A 19,704-nucleotide genomic window follows, 5' to 3' on the forward strand; every position below is an offset into this window, starting at 1 on the left:
CTGATTTAAAGTACTAAGTTAATGATTATTTAATAACGCAGCATAATTTTTTTAACCCACCGGCAAATGTAAATTTGCCCCATACATTTTGGTTATGGAAAGAATACATATAATTGGCGGGGGGCTTTCAGGCTCATTAATGGCAGTATATCTAGCTAAACGGGGCTTTGATGTTCATGTGTTCGAACGTCGTCCTGATTTACGCAGCAACCGCATCTCGGCAGGAAAGTCAATTAACCTTGCGCTATCCAACAGAGGCATAAAAGCCCTTGAAAAAGTAGGATTGGCTGATGAAATACTTTCTGACGGTATCCCAATGTATGGACGTATGATGCACAGCATTGAGGGTAAACTAAGCTACCAACCTTACGGAAAAGAAGGGCAAGCCATTTATTCAGTATCACGCGGCAGGTTGAACATAAAATTGCTTGAACTGGCCGATGAATACCCTAATATCACCTTGTATTTTAACCACCGTTGCGTGGACGTTGATATTGAAAACGGCACCTCGACCTTTGTTGATGAAAACGGAAGCACCGTTCAATATAAAGCCGACCGCATACTAGGCACCGATGGTGCTTTTGCAGCTACAAGGGGCCGACTGCAAATTACCGACCGCTTTAACTACTCGCAAGACTACTTAAAGCATGGATATAAAGAGCTTTCCATACCTGCAGGTGAGGGCGGCAAATTTTTGATTGAGAAAAACGCCTTGCACATCTGGCCTCGCAGCAGCTTTATGATGATTGCACTACCTAACCCTGCGGGCGATTTTACTTGCACTCTCTTCTTACCATTTGAGGGTGGCGAATACAACTTTAAAACACTTAACAACCCCGATGCTGTAGCGGCATTCTTTAACAACCAATTCCCTGATGCGGTTTCAATGATGCCCGGTTTGTTGGAAGATTTTGCCACCAACCCCACATCGTCACTGGTAACCGTAAGGTGTTTCCCTTGGGTTCGCGAAGACAAAATTGCATTGATGGGCGATGCAGCCCACGCTGTGGTTCCATTCTACGGCCAAGGCATGAATTGCAGTTTTGAAGATTGTGTGGTAATGGATGAGTGTATAGAGAACTTTGGCACTGATTGGGCGAAGGTGTTCGGGAATTATCAGGAACTACGTAAAACCAATGCGGATGCAATTGCAGACCTTGCTTTGCAAAACTTTGTTGAAATGCGCGACTTAGTGGGACATCCCGACTTTTTGCGCAAGAAACAAGTGGAACATGATTTAACTGAATTGTACCCCGATGTTTTCAAATCGCAGTATGAGTTGGTAACCTTTACAACCACCCCTTACCGCAAAGCATTGGAGCAAGGTGCAGTTAACGATAAAATATTGGCTACCATTATTAATAATAATGTTGACGTGAACAACCGCGATGCGGTACTTGACATCATTAATAAAACTACATTAACGGCAAACTAAACACACTGTATGGCTACAAGATTCGGCAAATGGGTAGGCGGCGGATTAGGATGGGTACTTGGAGGCCCTATTGGGGGTATTGTGGGGTTTGTTGTAGGATCGATGTTTGATGTTTCTGAAATTGATATTGACGAAATAAACAGGCAAGAAGGTCGCTCGCAACCGGGCGACTTTGCGTTGACCTTGGTTGTACTGGCCGGTGCAGTGATGAAAGCCGACGGCCAAAAGTTAAAATCGGAACTTAATTACATTAAGGACTTTTTTAAACGAACCTACGGCCCTGAAAAGACCGGAGAGTTGATGATAGTGCTGCGTGAAACCATCGACCAACCCTACTCGTTACGCGACGTTTGTGTGCAAATAAAAGCCAACATGATTCATGCAGCCCGTTTGCAACTGCTGCATTTTTTAGTAGGTATTGCCTATGCCGACGGTAAAATAGAGTTATCAGAGCTTAACCTTTTGCAACAAATTGCAGGGTATTTGGGCATCAGCCTTCAAGATTTTCAATCAGTAACGGCAATGTTTTTGCAGGATACCGGAAGTGCCTACAAAGTGCTTGAAATAGACGAGGAAGCTACTGACGAAGAGGTGAAAAAGGCCTACCGAAAAATGGCACTGAAATACCACCCCGATAAAGTGGCTCATTTAGGCGAGGAAGTGGTAACAGGTGCTAAAGAAAAGTTCCAGCAACTTACAGAAGCATACGAAACCATTAAGAAACAACGTAATATTAAGTAACTTACGGCAATATGATAAACAGAGCTTCATTAAGTAAAATAATAAAACTGGCATTGTTGCCGGTACTACTTGTTTTTGCTGCATTGGCCGTGCAAGCTAATGGCGGAAGCGACAGCACTGATATAAAAGCGGTGATGGACAAGCAACTGATTGCTTGGAACAACGGCGATATTGACGGCTTTATGGCAGGTTACTGGAAATCGGACAAGTTGAAGTTTGTAAGCAAAAATGGTATTACCTACGGCTGGCAAAAGGTGTATGATAACTACAAAAAATCATACCCTGATAAAGCCACCATGGGCACTCTTGCTTTTGAGGTTATATCAATAGAATCGCTGGCCGATGATAATTTTCATTCTGTTGGGGCTCCTGCGGGCAAAAACAAATCCTATATGGTGGTTGGTAAGTGGATGATAAGCGGCAGCGTAAAAGCGGCTCAAGGCTACTACACCTTATTATTCAAAAAAATAAACGGGCAATGGGTTATCGTGTCCGACCACACGAGCTAAGCCTATCATGCGTTTTGTTGTAGAACTAAGTTATGACGGCACCCGATACCACGGTTGGCAAGTTCAGCAAAACGCAAATAGCGTGCAAGCCGAATTAAACAGTGCTATTTCCAAACTATTAAGCCACCCCGTTGAAACTATTGGCTGCGGCAGAACCGATACCGGTGTGCACGCCCTTCAGTTCTTTGCCCATTTTGACTACCACTCTCCCCTACCTCCCAAATTTGTTTTCAGGCTCAACAAAATCTTACCATACGATATTGCCATACACGCTGCTTACAAGGTAAGCGATGAGTTTAATACCCGTTTTGATGCCACTTACCGCTTGTATGAATACCACATGCATAGCAAGCCCGACCCTTTTTTAGTAAACCGCAGTTACTACCGCTACGGGCCTTTGGATTACGACGCCATGAACCTTGCGGCGCAAAAGCTGTTTGACTACATAGATTTTGAATGCTTTAGCAAAACCCATACACAGGTATATACATTTAACTGCAAAATAATGCAGGCAAAATGGCAGAAAATCCACGAAAGCCGCCATGTATTTACTATACAGGCCGACCGTTTTTTACGTAATATGGTGCGGGCAATTGTTGGCTCACTTATTGATGTTGGGAGTGGCAAACTGACTATACAAGGTTTTGAGGCCGTGATACAAAGTAAGAAACGTACCGAAGCAGGATTTTCGGCACCGGCACACGGTTTATACCTTAAAAGTATAGGCTACGACTATACCCTAACCCCTTTTGAGAAGATAGATGAGTGATAATAATCCCCCAAAAAAGCAAAAAAGCGGCATGTTTGATTGGCCGTTGATACGCAGAATATTCGGGTTAGCTGCCCCCTATAAAAAGCAGGTTTACCTTGCCATTTTTGTTACTCTTATAAGCGCTTGGCTAGGCCCATACCGCACCAAGCTTATTAAAGATGTGCTGGATAACGATGTGGCAAAAGGTGATTATGAAGGCTTGATAAACATGACACTGTTTATGATAGCCCTGCTGATTATAAACACTGCCATTAACTTTTGGCAGTCGTACGTAACAGCATGGTTAGGCCAAGCAGTTATCAAAGACCTCCGCCTGAAAGTATATGCCTTTGTTACCCGCCTGAAACTTAAATTTTTCGACCGCACCCCTGTGGGTACCATGGTTACCCGCACCGTAAGCGATATCGAATCACTTTCAAATGTGTTTTCTGAAGGGTTGATTGTTATCGCCGGTGATATATTACAAATCGGGGTGATACTGTACTTTATGTTCTCACTCAACTGGCAACTTACGCTGGTTTGTCTTTCGGTACTTCCCCTGTTACTTATAGCAGCTTATATCTTTAAAGAAAAAGTAAAATCATCGTTTACAGAAGTACGTAATGCCGTTGCCAACCTTAATGCGTTTGTTCAAGAACACATTACGGGAATGCAAATTGTGCAGATTTTTAACCGTGAACGTGAAGAATATAAACGGTTTAAAAGCATTAACTCCATGCACCGCGATGCCAACATCCGCTCGGTAATGTACTACTCTGTATTCTTTCCTGTAGTAGAGATTATCACTGCGCTGGCTACTGGTTTGGTAGTGTGGTACGGTGTAAAAGGAGTAATTGGTGGTGACATTACCTACGGTATCATTGTATCGTTTATTGTGTTTATCAACCAGTTCTTCAGACCCATACGCCAATTGGCCGACCGTATTAATACGTTGCAAATGGGTATGGTGGCTGCCGAAAGGGTATTTAAACTGATTGACGATAAAGCACAATTGGAACCCGAAGGAACTTATAAGCCTGATACCTTAAAAGGTGAAGTGGAGTTTAAAAACGTTTGGTTTGCCTATAATGAAGAAGATTGGGTATTGCGCGATGTGTCTTTCAAAGTAAAAGAAGGCAAAACCCTTGCTTTAGTAGGAGCAACGGGCGCAGGTAAATCATCGATTGTAAACCTTATCAATAAGTTTTATACGGTTAATCAAGGCGAGATATTAGTAGACCACCGAAACGTTAACGATTACCAGTTGGCTTCGCTACGCTCAAATGTTGCGGTAGTTTTGCAGGATGTGTTCCTATTTTCGGGCAGTATCAGCGATAATGTTCGTTTGTACGACGATTACATCAGCAAAGAAAAGATTATTGAAGCTGCCAAGCTAATTGGTGCAGAAGAGTTTATACAACGCCTGCCCGGAGGATATGATTTTAATGTGATGGAACGTGGCAGTTCGCTATCGGTAGGTCAACGTCAAATGATTTCGTTTATCCGTGCACTGGCTGCCGACCCCAAAATCCTTATTTTGGATGAGGCTACCAGCTCTGTTGACTCTGAAACCGAGGAGTTGATACAACACGCCATTGAGGTACTGATGAAAGGCCGCACCAGCATAGCCATTGCCCACCGTTTAAGTACTATACAAAACGCCGACGAAATACTGGTGCTTGAGAAAGGCCAGATTGTAGAAAGCGGTACACACGAGGAACTGCTGAACGGCAAAGGGTACTACGAAAAACTATACAACTTCCAGTTTGCAGGGGTGTAAGCCTCTACAACTATAAATAAAAAAGCCCCGAGCAATGCTCGGGGCTTTTTTATTATATCAATGAGTTCTATTCAACCCTAAGTTTTTGCGAAACAAGCGTATTGTTCTGCTCAACCGAGATAAAGTACAATCCGGCAGGCAGGGTATCAACGTTTATTGTATTGGTGGTAATGATTGTTTCAAGCACCTTACGGCCAATCATATCGGTTAAGGTAATTTTTGCTTCAATGCCTTTCTCAAGCCCTTCAAAGTAAACCTCACCCGATGTTGGGTTTGGGTAAATATTTATTTTACCTGAATTAACACCAATTATCCCTTTTGTAGACTGTACGTAATCAAAATACACCTGCTGTGAAACAGATGAACACCCTGCTGAATCTGTAATAATCACTTTATAATTCCCAGTCTTCTTTGGCTCAATAGTAGAAGTATGTAGGTTCATATCGGAATCATTTACAAACCAAGAATAATAGAATAAACCAGGGTTATGGGTAGCAGTCATTTTTTTACCGGAAACAGAAATAAAAACAGGAGGAGGTAACTGAACATAAACACCTCTAACCCCGATTGAATCCCAACAACCAAATGAATTATACCCTTTTACACTATAGATGGTAGTTTGTACAGGTCTATCACCTAACACTGAACCATATACATTAGTTTTTGTATTATGCTTATACCAAATAATAGAGTCAGCTCCAGTTGCAGTAAAATGTATACTATCACCAGGGCAAACATATTTTTGGGTATCGTCAACTATTATTTTAGGCGGAGCAATACAATTGATGTAATCTCTTAAAATTAAAGTATCGTAACCTAATGGATTAGCTGCCACAAGCGTAACATCATAAACCCCTGAAACGGGATACTCGACCTCCGGATTTTCTAATGTTGCGATATTAGGCACACCTCCTTCAAATATCCATTGATACCCATTGGTTGCAAGGAGACTTTTATTGTTGAATTGAATTTTATTACCTTCACATACTTCTGTTTTGGAGACACTAAAATCTGATGTAGGGGGCTCGAATAACACATCACCACATTTAGAAAAGACCTTAATATTATCAATGTATAAATTATTACCTACTTTGTGATAAGCTTCAAATTTTAAAAGCGCATAGTTTTTACCTGCAAAAACTGAATCCATAATTACTGAATTACAGGAAAGGCCGGAACCAAAGCACCATTCAGAGCTGTTTTGAGGTATGAAGCTAATACCTGTAGATCTAGTAATCATAGATTGGCAATGAACAGCTAGCAGCCTGTAAGGAAACGTTTTGCCACTATCAAGTGAGCCATAAACAATAACACTGTCTTCTGATAATGAATAATAATCCGAATATGAGTGGCTAAATGTTAATTGTGGTTTCAATGACCGGGAAAGATCAATAGGTGGTAAGATAAAAGCATCTCTTACACCTACACCGGATGTTGTGTAGTTAAAAAAATCCATTTTCATGGCTTTATTACCCATATTCACAGTAGTAGGTGCTGTTGCCTGTATCCAAGTTATTTTATTATCAGGATTGACAATTGTAAGGTTATTGAACGCTGTAGAGTCTTCAAAATCCTCATAATAGAGTGTACTCACATACCCCGCATTTATTGATAAATAATCTTCAAGATATATAGAATCATATCCATAGCTATTAAATCCTGTTACCGTAATACTATAAACACCGCTAGTAGGATACTTCACCTCAATATCAAATCCACTTTGTGATAAAATAATTGCACTGGGAAGGTGCCATACCACACTATCTACATTTTTATTTACTGCACCTGCTGTTATCTTAATTTTTTTATTCGGACATGAAGAAGATTCACTAACTTGAATAAACATTTCAGGAGGTGCCTTGCTTGTTGAATCCATGCAACGCATTGCCTTTTCTGCATTTATTCTACCTCCTCCTAATAAGCCTTTAAAACCTGAATTTACAGGATCGATGTTATCTGCCGATTTTATAAGGCACCTTGTCATACCTGTATTTGATATTAAAGGTCTATAACTTTTCATAAGACCCAACAAACCTGCTGTAAGCGGGCATGCTGCTGATGTTCCACCAAAACTGTAATAACCTCCATCGGTTTTAGTAGTGTACATCCCTACACCTGGGGCAGTTACATTAATACGGCTACCATAATTTGAAAAGGACGCTTTTTTGTCACTAATATCTGATGCGGCAACAGAAATCACTCCTGTATATGATGAAGGGTAGTGGGTTAAAGTATTATTGTCATTTCCTGCACTAGCAACAACTATACAGTTTTTAGAGAAGGCATAATTTAAAGCATTTACAGTTGTTTGTGAATATGCATAAGACCCAAAAGAACAGCTTATTACATCAGCATCCATAAGCGCAGCATATACAATTCCTTCGGTTGTGTTACGAAGAAATTCATCCTTTTGACCGTCTTGACTAGTCTTTACAGGAAGAACTTTGACGAAAAACCCAATAGAGGCAACACCCTTACTATTATCAGTTGTAGCAGAAACAAGTCCGGCACAAGGCGTCCCATGGTCTAAATAAGTTGTATTAGTGGTAATAACATTATTGTCGTTATCCGATACATCCCACCCACTTACATCATCGACGTAACCATTATTATCATCGTCAACACTGTTATTTGCAATTTCACCGGGGTTTTTCCAGATATTATTTCTTAGGTCGGCATGGTTGATATTACACTCTTGGTCAACAACTGCAACAACAATATTGCTATCCCCTTTTGAATAATTCCATGCCTCCCTTGCCTTTATAGTGTACAAATGCCACTGCCCCCCTACTGCATTAGAGCCTAAATCATTGGGGGTATATGTGGGGCGGTAAGCTGGTATTTTTTCAGCATACTCAATAAAAGGTTGAGATGTAAAGTATTCAACCAGTTTATCAGCAGTTTTGATTGCTGTAAACTTTAGCCTCACTGTTTTTTGCAGTTTAGGATACTGCACTTTATTAAATGAAAACCGAGCCTCAACAATACCAAATTGTGTAGTAACTTCAATATTAAGCCCCGGAAGAGTATGAGGTTCAACAAATTCCCGTGAAAAATCTACGGGGAAATCATCTTTATATTTTAAATATATTTCACCATCAAGATAATTACTATCTGCTATTTGAGCAAATCCATTAAGCCTTATTAAAACAAATAGAAGTATTATACTATTCTTTAAAAGGCGTTTCATTCATTATTTATAATTACTTTCCAAACAATATTCTGGTTGCCGGATTGTACATTCACAAAGTATATACCATCGTTCAACGTTTTTGTGGTTATTTCAGCTCGTTTTCCGATTAGTTTATCCTCAAACACACACTCACCCAAAATATTGTAAACCTTAATCTCAGCATCACCATTCTCAGTTTCAACATACAGCACATCTGAAGCAGGGTTAGGATACACTTTTATGCCCTTATCACTTGCATTAATAACTGATAATGGGTTGAAATAATACTCATTAGATACCACTTTGCAACCAATACTATCGCTTGCACGCAATGAGTATGTACCGGGTGCTGACGGTGAAGGTGTAATGGTTTTGCTTGTATCGCCGGGGAGTACCACACCTTCAAGCAACCACTGGTATTTTACCCCAAGAGTGTTGTTATTAGTGTATAACGACCCCATGTTGTTATTAAATATATTAACCGTACCGGGACCGGGATATACAGTGATTGAGATAGTTTTCACGTCTGTACACCCATCAACAGATGTACCCCTTACGTTGTAGGTAAAGCTCGAAGGAGGGTTAATAATAATTGTATCACCAACCGTTGTATTTTGAGCGAATACAGGATACCAAAAATAATCTTTCGCGCCTGCTGCGTACATGCGGGTACTTTGTCCCCTGCACAGTTTAGTTGTATCAGCCCATACAGTTACAACCGGGTTTGCCGCAGCCACAATGTAATCCCTCATTTCAATGGTATCGTAACCAAAACTGTTACCAACAATTAGGGTTACATCATAGGTACCTGACACTGAATAATTAACTTGTGGGTTCTTAAGTGTAGATGTAGCAGGAGTTCCTCCTTCAAAAATCCACTCATAAGAGGTACCGAAGTTTACGCTCATATCTGTAAACTTCACATCTGCCGGAAGGCAAAAAGTAGTATCGTTATTTGCAAAGTCGGCTTCAGGTTTTTTAGTGTTAAACCTTGCGCAATTACCCGCCACTTTAATATTATCGATATATAAGTTATTACCATTATCGTTATAAGCCTCTAGCTTAAACACAATCCCGTCTTTACCGTCAAAATTGCTTAAGTCGATATCAATACATGATGTTCCTTTAATAGTTTCTACGCACCAATCAGATGAGAAAGTAGTAGTAAATGTAGCTGTTGATGCAGTTTGAGTAGCAAAGCTAAAGCTGTTGTTCTCGGCAAAAGCAGCAACTAAATAAGGGAATGTTTGTCCACTATCGGTTGATACATACACCAACAACGAGTCGCGTTTAGTAGTATTACGGGCACGGTATGCATGCTGCATGGTAAGCCTGCTGTTTGCTATGCCGTTTAGGCTCATTACAGGGCTTATTAATGCATCGCGTTGACCAATTGTAGCATAGTTAAAAAAGTTCATACGTAGCGAACGTTTGCTGCCCTTTAAGGCATTTGCATTCACTACATCCCACGTAGCGCCATTATCGGGGTTCAGTGTTGTGAAACCCATTCCTGTTAAATTACCCGATTCAAAATTTTCTTGAAAAACAACCTCATTACCGTAGGCAGAAACAGAAACGTAATTAGTTAGGTTGATTGAATCACTTCCGTTTGTATTGGTTATCACCAAAGCAACATCATAGTCGCCAACATTTGTGTAAGTAACCACAGGATTTTTAGTAGTATCGGTAGCTGGCGTTCCACCGGGAAAATACCAGGTATATTTTTCAGCGCTGCCTTTGGTAGAGCTACCAAAGAAAGAAACTACCGTATTAGGGCAAGCTGTAGTGCTTGCTGATTGTATTTGTGCCTTAGGAACAGCATTTAGGAATGCACCGGCACATTGCAACGACTTTTCAGCATCAATACGGCCACTACCAATTTTACCGGCAAAGGTTTGATTAAGTGCATCTATTGGCTCTGCTCTGCTTATCAGGCACTGCTCAAGTTGTGCATTAGTCATGTTGGGATTGTGTGATTTCATTAAACCCAACAAACCGGCCACCATGGGAGTTGCCATTGAGGTTCCGTCAAACGTTGAATAAGACCCTGTTGCAATTGTACTGCGGATACGGCTACCTGGAGCTGAAACATCTACCCAAGTACCGTAGTTTGAAAAGCTTGATTTATTATCGTTAATATCTGTACTGGCAACGGCTATTACCCCATCGTATGCTGCGGGGTAGCGTATTTGCTCCACACCATCATTACTGGCAGCAGCAACTACTATAGACCCTTTTGATACCGCAAAATCAATTACGTTTTGGGCTGTTTGGCTTTGCTGACCGCTACTCCATGAGCAGTTAATAATATCTGCACCCGCACTGGCTGCGTAGGTTACGCCTTCATACCCCATGGGTATTGATGCAGTATTTGATTGTGCATTGAAGGTACATTTTACAGCCATCAGCGAAATATTATACCCAATTGATGCTACACCCAGCTGGTTATTACTTACCGCACCGGCAATACCACCAACATGGGTTCCGTGCGTAAAATTTGTATTCGGGTGAAACGGATCAGGGTCTTTATCGCCTACATCAAATCCAAAAATATCATCTACGTAGCCGTTATTATCATCGTCAATCTTATTACCTGCAATTTCTTTAGGATTACGCCATACGTTATTGTTCAGGTCGTTATGAAAAATATTCATCCCGTCGTCAACAACGGCAACCGTAATGGCAGAATCTCCTTTAGAAATATCCCACGCCTCGCGGCCTTTTATCTTGTACAACCCCCATTGTCCGGTGGTAGTATTGGTTCCCAAATCATTAGGTGTATATCCTGTAACATTCAACGGAACTGGTTCTGCATACTCAACCATAGGGTTAGCGGTTAATGCCTTAATTAAAGTCCCGATATCTTTAGCATTTCTAAAAGAAACCCTAATGGTTTGCTTTAACTTACTATCTGCATTGCCAAATGAGGCTTGAGCTTTATAAATCTGAAATTTTTCTGAAAACTCCTTATCAAAACCGGGTAACAACGCATAGGGAGCGTCTGTTTGTACCAATAAACCTGCTATAGGATATTCGCTTTTGTATTTAAGATACACCTCTCCATCTATTTGTTGAGGATGATTGGTTTGGGCTGTTGAAATAACTGTAAACAGGGCAAAACACAGCAGCCACAGGGCTCTTTGGTACTTCATCATAATTGGCAAGATAAATAAAAACTAAATAACGTAGCTTTTATGGTAGACTAGTAAAAATACAGAAATGTTTGAAATTTAACGTACAATTGTTTTGTACTTATCCCAAAGTTCTAAGATTATACCGTCTTTAAGCCCTGCATTGGGAGAATAGATATTGTTAATACCGGCCCACTCCATTACCGCCAAATATATTTTAGCGGCATGGTCAATCACATCAGCACGGTCGGGATTCAGTTGTAATTTATAAATACGGTCAGTAATGCTCATTGCGCTTATATCGGCATACAGTTTCCTAAGCACGTCAACAGACATCGGGTCATTAGTTTCGCCTACCGCCATTTGGTAAAGCTTATTAATGTTTCCTCCTGTACCTATGGCAGTAATATTATCTTTTATAGATGCGTTTTGCAATACCCAGCTCTTCATTTCATCCCACACCGCGGGATTGGTTTTTCCTTCTTTAAGACGTACTGAGCCTATTGGGAACGAACGTGAATTGATTACTTTATGTTCTTTGATGAGGGTTATTTCTGTGCTTCCGCCGCCAACATCAATGTTTACATAGTTGCCCGTGGCAGGAAAATACGACATCACCGATTTTAAGATTAGCTCCGACTCTCTATCGCCGCTAATTATTTCTACCTTAAAATCGTATTTCTTTTGCACCTTGCGCACCAGCATCTCGCCGTTTTTTGCCTCTCTCATGGCACTGGTGGCACACACCATATAATGACGAACGCGGTGTATATCAAGTATCAACTTAAAGGCGTTCATGGTCATTGCAAAAAGTTCCTGTTTTTCTTTACCGATTTTACCGGTTTTAAAAACATCGTCTCCAAGCCTCAATGGTATGCGGATGAACTCTACCTTTTTAAACTGCACCTCGTCATTCTCGGTAGGCATCACCCTGCTGATAAGTAAGCGTATGGCATTTGAGCCTATATCAACGGCGCCTATCTTCACGCTACTAAATTATAACCAACCATATGTTTTCAAGGGCTTTTTGTTTCAACAGGTGTGGAAAATAGAAGCCGGCCCTTGCCCTTACAAGGCATTGCCTTTATTCTTTGGTAAATAATTTTTCTAAAAATGTCCGACTCCGCTCTTCAATATCATGTAACTCAATTTTTAGTGCTTTAACTGATATTGTTATCTCCCAAACGCTGATTGATAATGAAACCACCATGGTTATCATGCTGATGCTAAATACAACTTTAGCCCACCCCTCTTGGTCTACAAACAACAATAGCATACATACTACGCTTAGCAGCAAACTGCTAACGCCTAACAATTGCATATTGCGGATAAGATTAAGCCGCAGCCTTAGGTTGGTTATTTGCTGTATGATGTGTTCACTGGGCTTATCAGTGTACTTATCGTGCAGCTCACGGATAAGCTTTGCTACAGCCAAAAAACGATTAGTATAGGCCAGCATTAGCAGCGATATGGTGCTGAACAAAAGTGCGGGGGTAGAGAGTTGCAGTTCCATGCCTGCAAGTTAGCTAAGAAATAACAAAGCCCCGACTCCCGTCGGGGCTTTGAAAAAGGAAAGAGGCTTAATTAACCTATTTAACAAGGTTCACTTTTTTCACAAGTACCATCCCATCTGCTTCAATTCGTACCAGATATAATCCGGATGCATAGGCACTCATGTCTATATTGAAGTTATTCTCAAGCACTGTTTGTGGTGTTATCGAAGTAATAACCTCGCCTAACAAATTTACAACAGTTACTTTAACTTCTCGGTTTTGGTCAAATTTAACAGCTACGTTTAGCTCACCACGGGTTGGGTTAGGATACACATTAACTGCATTCTCAAGATACTCTTCAGTAATGCCGGTTGTGTTCGCAATTACCTCAACGGTGCGGCACACGCGTTGTGCAATATTACCCGATGGATCGGTCAAATCATAGCAGTATTCATAAATACCTTCAGCCAAAGTATTTACGTTTGATGTAACTACAAGGTTTGGTGCCAATTCAGCATTGCTGTAGTAGTTATCGCTGTATGATACACCTGAGTCAGTATATGTTTTCCAACGCATGATTTTGTTGGTTGAAACAAAACCTTTCAGCTGCAATATTGGGGCTACACGGTCAACAACCCTTACTACGCGGGTTTTAGTTACAGCAACATTACCTTCACAATCAGTAACATCATAGTTCACTACGTAATCACCTAGTTTGTTAATGTTTACAACTATAGAAGGAGTTGTTGTTAAACCAGTACAATAGTTATCAGCAACAGTTGCACCTAGCTCATTGTAGTTACTAAACACATTCACAATAACAGTATCTAAACCATTGATGGTAATAACTGGTTTTTGTGTATCACGTACAACCACAATACGGCTTTCGTTGCTGCTATTTCCGGCAGTATCAGTTGCAGTGTAGTTAAGTACATAAGTACCGGTTTTGTTAATGTTTACAGTACCTGAAACTACTGGTACAGAAGCATCATAGTTATCAGTTGCGCTGATACCGGGTTCGGTATATGGCGATTTAACTTCAACAAATACGGTATCACCTACTTTAGCAATAATCGGAGCAACACGATCAACAACATTTACTGTACGGTTAATCAACGCTTTGTTACCTGCCAAATCTGTTACTTCATAAGCAACTACATAAGCGCCCACTTTTTGGTCGTTTACATTGTTAGTTACCACAATTGATGAAGTAAAGTTACGGTTTAGGTAATCCATTGCAGTTGCACCTGCATCAGTATAAGTAGTTTTCACATCGTGGTCGATGGTTGAAGCACCGGTAAGAGTAAGTACTGGATTAGTTACGTCAGGTGTAACTTCAACATCGCGTGTTACGATAGTTTTGTTACCTGCTACGTCGCTAACTTCATACTTCACTTGATACATACCTACAGTTGTAGAGTCAACATTGCTGGTTACAGATACCACATTGGTCAAGCTGCTGTCAATGTCATCCATTGCAGTAAAGCCGGCCTCAACGTATTGGTACCATTGTTCAAAAGTAACTTTGTTAGCACCGTTCAAAGTAATCACCGGAGCAATACCGTCACCGATAATGCTTACAGTGTAATCTTCAAACTCACCAACACGGTTCAAACCGCAAGCATGGTTAGCATCGTTTCCGTAGCTAACACCTACACGCATACGAGTAAATCCTTCTGAAGCAGTTGCAGGAACTTTAACAATAGTGTTGAAAGTTGCATTGCGGCTAGCACCCTCAAAAGCAACCAATTCAAGTGAATCATCAAAATCACCGTCAATGTTCCAGTCAATCCAAACCTTACGGTTCATTTCGTCAACTGTGTTTGTGCGTGAAACGCTCAATGGATATTTACCACCTTTAGTTACAGTAGCAAACTGAGGAAGGTTAATGTAGTTAGTGTATTTAGCAACACCTGAAGTAGTTGTATTGTTAATAGCACCAAATGTTACGTTGCTGATACCAATTTTGCCATCAACGCTAGCAACACCCGGGTCGCAATAATCATACACAGTAATGTATGAAGTTTTGATTAAGCTATCATTGCCTATGCTGTTACCTGCTACCAACTTAACGGTGTATACACCCGGTACTAGGAAGTTAGCGGTAATGTTTTTGCTGGTTTTGTTTGGTTTAACATTAACACCTGTTGATGGTGAAAATTCCCACCTGTAATTCAAAGGACCGTGTTTAGTGTTGTTGGTAAAGGTTACCAAAGCATTTACGGCTACCATTGTTTTATCGGCAACAAAATCAACTGCAGGCGCAGTGATAGGATCAAGAACAGTAATAGATTTAGAAATTGAGTTTGAACCTGCACAGTTAACTACTTTCAGTTTCACGTTGTAGTTACCTGAAATTCCGTATGAGTAAACATCAAAGTTTTTCTCACCACCTTCATTACCGGGAATTTCAAATGGAGGATCAAAATCCCATAAGTAGCTAAGGTTAGTTCCGGTTGATGTGCTGGTAAACCTAATATCCTCATCAATAAACAAAGTATCAGGGAAGCTGAAATCAGCAACAGGAGCAGGAGTATTATCGGCTACAGATGTCCATTCAGCAGCAAAACCGGCAGCTTGAGTGGTTGCATCAGTTACCCAGTTGATAAACATTTGGCCTGAAGTAGCTACCAAACCGGTAGATCCACCGGGCATTCCCGAAGTGCTTGTGTATGCACCAATAAGTGGCGCAGTTGCATCGGCACCGTCATAAATCCTTAATGTTTCGCCTGCTACCAATGCAAACTGAGAGAATTTCAATGTGATTGAAGAAGCGCAAGGATTAATCAAATAGTTACAGTTACGGTTAGTTCCGTAGTTACCTGATGGGCCACCGTCATCATACAATTTACCGTAGCGGGCAGTTGTTTTAGGATTAGAGCTGCTTCCGCACATTGAGTATTCTTCTTTAACAAAGATGTATGAGCTTTTGCAAGTGTCTTTACCTACACCCAAATCGTTCTCAGTGTTCAAGCACACATCATAGAAACCTGATTTTCCGAAGAAAATGGTTGGATGTTGAGCTGCATCATCAGAGAAGAACGCATCGCTAGAAGGACTAGCAGTCCATTGCCAAATGGTAGGACCAAAAGTAGAGTTATCGCGAAGGTTCACCATTGCATACAAATCAACGATTTGAGGAGTAGCAACGAAATCAGATTTTGGAGTAGAAGTTGGAAGAATAACAGATACAGTTTTGTTTAAGCTGTCTGAACCTGAACAACCGTCAACCGCCAATTTCACATCATAGTTACCTGTAACGGCAAATTGGTAATCCAAATCACGAGTGGTTGAAGTTAAAACACCATCAACATACCACCTGTAGGTGTATTTTGTAGGCTCGCCTTTGGTTGTGTTTACAATACGAGTACCGCTGGCAGCATAAACGCTGTCGGCAACTACAAATGTTGAAACAGGAACCAATTGAGGATATGATGATTGGTCAGCACCCATGGTCATAGAACCGGGGCAACGAATATCACCGTCCACATCAATATTGATACCCAAGGTCAAATCACCTGAAGGAGCATCATACGATGATTGCAAGTGTGCATTTACTGAGCCGTAAGTTGTATTAATAAATACAGGCTGTTCTTGTAACGATTTCAAGTTCAGCGTTGGGTAAAACGCTTGCCAGTCAGTTAGGTTTTTGTAGAACGTTGTATAATCTTCAGTGTAAATATCAGCTGAAGAGTAATACAAGTTGCTCTCAAACGTACAGTTATTACTTTGTGTGCGAGAAACCGCAACACCCCTTGTACTAGCACCTGCATACACAAAAATGTTGTTTTTGATATCAGCATTGTTTGAGTAGTTAAGGTTTAAAGCAGCTCTGCTACCTGTTGTTGCAACAGTTTGAGGGTTAAAATATATAGTGTTGTGGTAAATTTTTAGTCCTGTAGTGCTGCTGGTGTATATACCGCCATAAGTACCTGTGCTGGTAGTTAAGAAATCAGCGAACATGTTATTATAAATAACAGTGTTGTTGTTTTCATTAATGATGTACATACCATAAATACCCAGGTTTTTGTAGTTGTTGTTACGAATTGTGTTGGTAACACCAGAGTTTGAGTAGTATCCGTAGCTTGAAGCGAAGTTACCAAAAGTGAAGTTGTTCATATCAACATCAATTTCAGCTGCATAGTTCACATACACACCATAACCGTACAAGCCGGTAAAGTTGTTTTTACGGATAGTGATTTTTGAGCTGCGTGATGTAGTTGATGCACTACGTAGTTGAACACCATAGTAGCAGTTAACAAAATTGTTACCTTCTACCAATGAACCAACAGACTCAGCACCTGCGGTATTTGTGTTGTAATCACCAAACGTAACACCAAAAGTGGTAAAGTTGCTAAACGCGCTAAACTCAATACTATTTTTAAGAATTTTAACGCTATCTGATTGAGAAGCAATTTTAATACCCGCAACGTTTGTGTTTGATGTAGCGCGTAGGCTCATGTTTTGCACTGTAACGTGCGGAGTACCTGCTATGCTCACAATTGCAGCATTGGTTGTTGCTGGAAGTTGTAGAATTGATGAACCGATACCTGCACCATTAAATATAATAGTGTTGGCTTTTGAAGCACCTTTTACATACAATAAATCCAGTTTTTCATTAAATGTAGCTGCTGCCACATTAAACTGAACTGCACCTGTAATACCACCACAATTCAATATTTCAGCAACTTCAGCAAAAGTTGTGTAGTTGGTGGGGCCTGAACCGGCAGGGTCAATTGTATAAGTACCTGCGCTAAACGGAGTACAGAAGTTAGTTCTTATTGTATCGTTGCTCTTATTTTGATCAACAGAAGCGTTAGGATTATCAATATAGGCCGTAACGGTGTTCTTACCGGGGTTAATTGTAAACTGGTTAGAACCTGTAAACAGTACAGTAGCTTCATTACAAGAAGTTAAACTACCCGTCCAGTTAATTGTTTTGGTTGTAGAACCTATCGTTACCGATACATTTAACGATGTTAGCGTTAATAAACCTTTGTTCTTAATTTTAACCTCAACATCATTGCTGCCTGCACTAACAGGGAATGAAGGCCTCAAGAAGGCATTAACCTCAGCATCTACGTTCAAGCCACCTGCGTTTTCAGCACATCCAACTGTTGGAGGATTCAAACGGGTTACGTTGTTTATGTCTTTGGGCAATACCGATTGGTAAACACCTTTTAAGCATATTGAACCTGGGCGAGGGTCGGTAGCTGAAGTAAGCATAGGGTCTTCACTGTAAGAGTTAGCGTCAAAACCGCCAAAACCCTTATAATTTGCCTTAGTTACGTTTGAACCGTTAATTACGTTCAAAAACTGGCCGGGGGTATTGTTTACTTTGTAATAGTTGTTGTAGTCAGCTCCGCTAAGACATCCGCCTTCAGAATACAAAGCTAAACCACTACTATTAGCACCCGAAATAATGATGTTGTTATTTCTTACATCATTGGGGTAACTAGATGGGTAAATATAAATACCTGCACCGGTATTTGTAAGGTCGTTTTGCATTACAACAGTGTTAGCCCAAACATCAAAGTTACGGTCGTAACCCATGTAAATAGCCCTAGCACTGGTACTACGCCAATCGCCCCTAAAGAAGTTGTTCCAAATCCTACCCCTTGCACCATTGCTGTTACGGGTAAGCGTATATATCCCGTATTGTCCGCAATTGGCAAAAGTGTTACCAATCATTTCATACAACTGGCTACCGCTGGTGCTACCATTACAATGCGAAAAACCATAATTACTATTATTGGTAGTACGCATATCGATAAAGTTGTAGTTGATTTGATAACCGTTCAAGTTGTTTATACCAATGGCTGATTGGTACGCCTTCCTTAACTTGTTGGCGCGCATAAACAAAATAAATGGAACTGTTGTAGTACTGTAACTTGATGTACCATAGTACGAGAAGTTACCACCCACAATATCGTTACTGTCAATTACAATATTGTAAGTAGAAGCCGATGTACCACCGCACAAACTACCATCAGTAACAAGTGTATTGTTAATCATCTGGATAGCCTTAAAGTTTGTACTGGTAGATGAACTATCAACAGCAATGTGGCAACTTACTATTGAACAGTTGTTTGTAGTACCATATATATGCACACCTAAACCGGCAGTAGTACCGGTATTTCTTATACTAAGATTTTTTAGGGAAACATAAGATGTACTACTCAACCTTACCGTGTGAGCGTCGGTGGTTGATGTTGCTGCAAAAGTGATAATTCTTGTATTAGCATTGCCGAAACCACCATCAAAAGTAATGGTGTTTGTTGCGCTTGCACCGGTAATTGCGGGTATTGTTATCTGCCCGCTGTATGTACCTGCTGCAACCTGAAAAAGTACTGGACCGTTAACGCCTTTAGCCACAAGGTCGGCAACAGCCGCTGAAACTGATACGTAGTTGTTTGCCCCACTTCCCGAGGGGTTTACAGTTTTTACCCCGCTAAGCTGGGAAAAACCTGATAAAGCAACCATAATAAATGCTACTGCGAAAAGAGATTTCCGCCACGTGTTTGGAGACAATAGTCCCCTGCTGCCAAAGGTTAAGCCGGCCCTTTGGCGAGAGCTAAGTAATGTTTTTTTCATTTCAAAGAATTGTGAGTTTAATATGTGTCTGTCAAAGACAATCAAATTTATAAAACTGATGCCCGTTTATACTACATGTTTAAAATATTTTGTATAAA

The 19,704-nt window shown here is 40.6% G+C and carries 10 protein-coding genes; 5 read left to right on the forward strand and 5 right to left on the reverse strand.

From position 1 onward, the window contains the following. Positions 1-94 precede the first annotated feature (94 nt). From F9K23_09400 to F9K23_09420, 5 genes are read left to right on the forward strand one after another with little or no spacing between them, the layout of a single operon-like run. Positions 95-1,435: an FAD-dependent monooxygenase gene (locus tag F9K23_09400; GenBank protein ID KAB2915939.1), complete on the forward strand. Its 1,341-nt coding sequence runs from the start codon at positions 95-97 to the stop codon at positions 1,433-1,435. A gap of 9 nt (positions 1,436-1,444) precedes the next feature. After that, on the forward strand, positions 1,445-2,176 hold the full coding sequence (locus tag F9K23_09405) for a DnaJ domain-containing protein (protein ID KAB2915940.1): 732 nt from the start codon (positions 1,445-1,447) through the stop codon (positions 2,174-2,176). Positions 2,177-2,232: 56 nt separating this feature from the next. Then, positions 2,233-2,685 (forward strand): nuclear transport factor 2 family protein, encoded by a 453-nt coding sequence (locus tag F9K23_09410; GenBank protein ID KAB2916024.1) that lies wholly within the window; start codon positions 2,233-2,235, stop codon positions 2,683-2,685. 7 nt (positions 2,686-2,692) lie between these two features. Next, positions 2,693-3,454, forward strand: a complete 762-nt coding sequence (gene truA, locus F9K23_09415) for a tRNA pseudouridine(38-40) synthase TruA (GenBank protein KAB2915941.1) — start codon at positions 2,693-2,695, stop codon at positions 3,452-3,454. Then, positions 3,447-5,216 carry an ABC transporter ATP-binding protein gene (locus F9K23_09420; GenBank protein ID KAB2915942.1) on the forward strand — a complete coding sequence of 590 codons (1,770 nt, stop codon included), beginning with the start codon at positions 3,447-3,449 and terminating at the stop codon, positions 5,214-5,216. The genes truA and F9K23_09420 overlap by 8 nt, the downstream gene beginning before the upstream one ends. A gap of 67 nt (positions 5,217-5,283) precedes the next feature. Here F9K23_09420 and F9K23_09425 read toward each other — a convergent pair whose 3' ends face one another. From F9K23_09425 to F9K23_09445, 5 genes are all read right to left on the reverse strand, one after another. Further along, a complete protein-coding gene (locus tag F9K23_09425; protein ID KAB2915943.1) occupies positions 5,284-8,406 on the reverse strand; it encodes a S8 family serine peptidase in 3,123 nt (1,040 codons plus the stop codon). Beyond that, the gene (locus tag F9K23_09430) at positions 8,403-11,543 is read right to left on the reverse strand and encodes a S8 family serine peptidase (protein ID KAB2915944.1); all 3,141 of its coding nucleotides are present in this window, start codon (positions 11,541-11,543) and stop codon (positions 8,403-8,405) included. Before F9K23_09430 ends, F9K23_09425 begins: the two co-directional genes overlap by 4 nt. Positions 11,544-11,618: 75 nt before the next feature. After that, positions 11,619-12,506 (reverse strand): phosphatase, encoded by an 888-nt coding sequence (locus F9K23_09435; protein ID KAB2915945.1) that lies wholly within the window; start codon positions 12,504-12,506, stop codon positions 11,619-11,621. Between the two features lie 97 nt (positions 12,507-12,603). Continuing rightward, positions 12,604-13,032, reverse strand: a complete 429-nt coding sequence (locus F9K23_09440) for a DUF2721 domain-containing protein (protein KAB2915946.1) — start codon at positions 13,030-13,032, stop codon at positions 12,604-12,606. A 76-nt stretch (positions 13,033-13,108) separates the two neighbouring features. After that, positions 13,109-19,606, reverse strand: a complete 6,498-nt coding sequence (locus F9K23_09445; GenBank protein ID KAB2915947.1) for a DUF5011 domain-containing protein — start codon at positions 19,604-19,606, stop codon at positions 13,109-13,111. Between the last annotated feature and the right edge of the window lie 98 nt (positions 19,607-19,704).

Source organism: Bacteroidota bacterium (assembly GCA_008933805.1).
In the GTDB taxonomy this organism is placed as follows: domain Bacteria; phylum Bacteroidota; class Bacteroidia; order UBA8524; family UBA8524; genus SB11.

Coding starts and splice junctions, on each gene's coding strand:
- F9K23_09400 (KAB2915939.1), top strand. CDS start 95: ATGGAAAGAATACATATAATTGGCGGGGGGCTTTCAGGCTCATTAATG.
- F9K23_09405 (KAB2915940.1), top strand. CDS start 1,445: ATGGCTACAAGATTCGGCAAATGGGTAGGCGGCGGATTAGGATGGGTA.
- truA (KAB2915941.1), top strand. CDS start 2,693: ATGCGTTTTGTTGTAGAACTAAGTTATGACGGCACCCGATACCACGGT.
- F9K23_09420 (KAB2915942.1), top strand. CDS start 3,447: ATGAGTGATAATAATCCCCCAAAAAAGCAAAAAAGCGGCATGTTTGAT.
- F9K23_09425 (KAB2915943.1), bottom strand. CDS start 8,406: ATGAAACGCCTTTTAAAGAATAGTATAATACTTCTATTTGTTTTAATA.
- F9K23_09430 (KAB2915944.1), bottom strand. CDS start 11,543: ATGATGAAGTACCAAAGAGCCCTGTGGCTGCTGTGTTTTGCCCTGTTT.
- F9K23_09440 (KAB2915946.1), bottom strand. CDS start 13,032: ATGGAACTGCAACTCTCTACCCCCGCACTTTTGTTCAGCACCATATCG.
- F9K23_09445 (KAB2915947.1), bottom strand. CDS start 19,606: ATGAAAAAAACATTACTTAGCTCTCGCCAAAGGGCCGGCTTAACCTTT.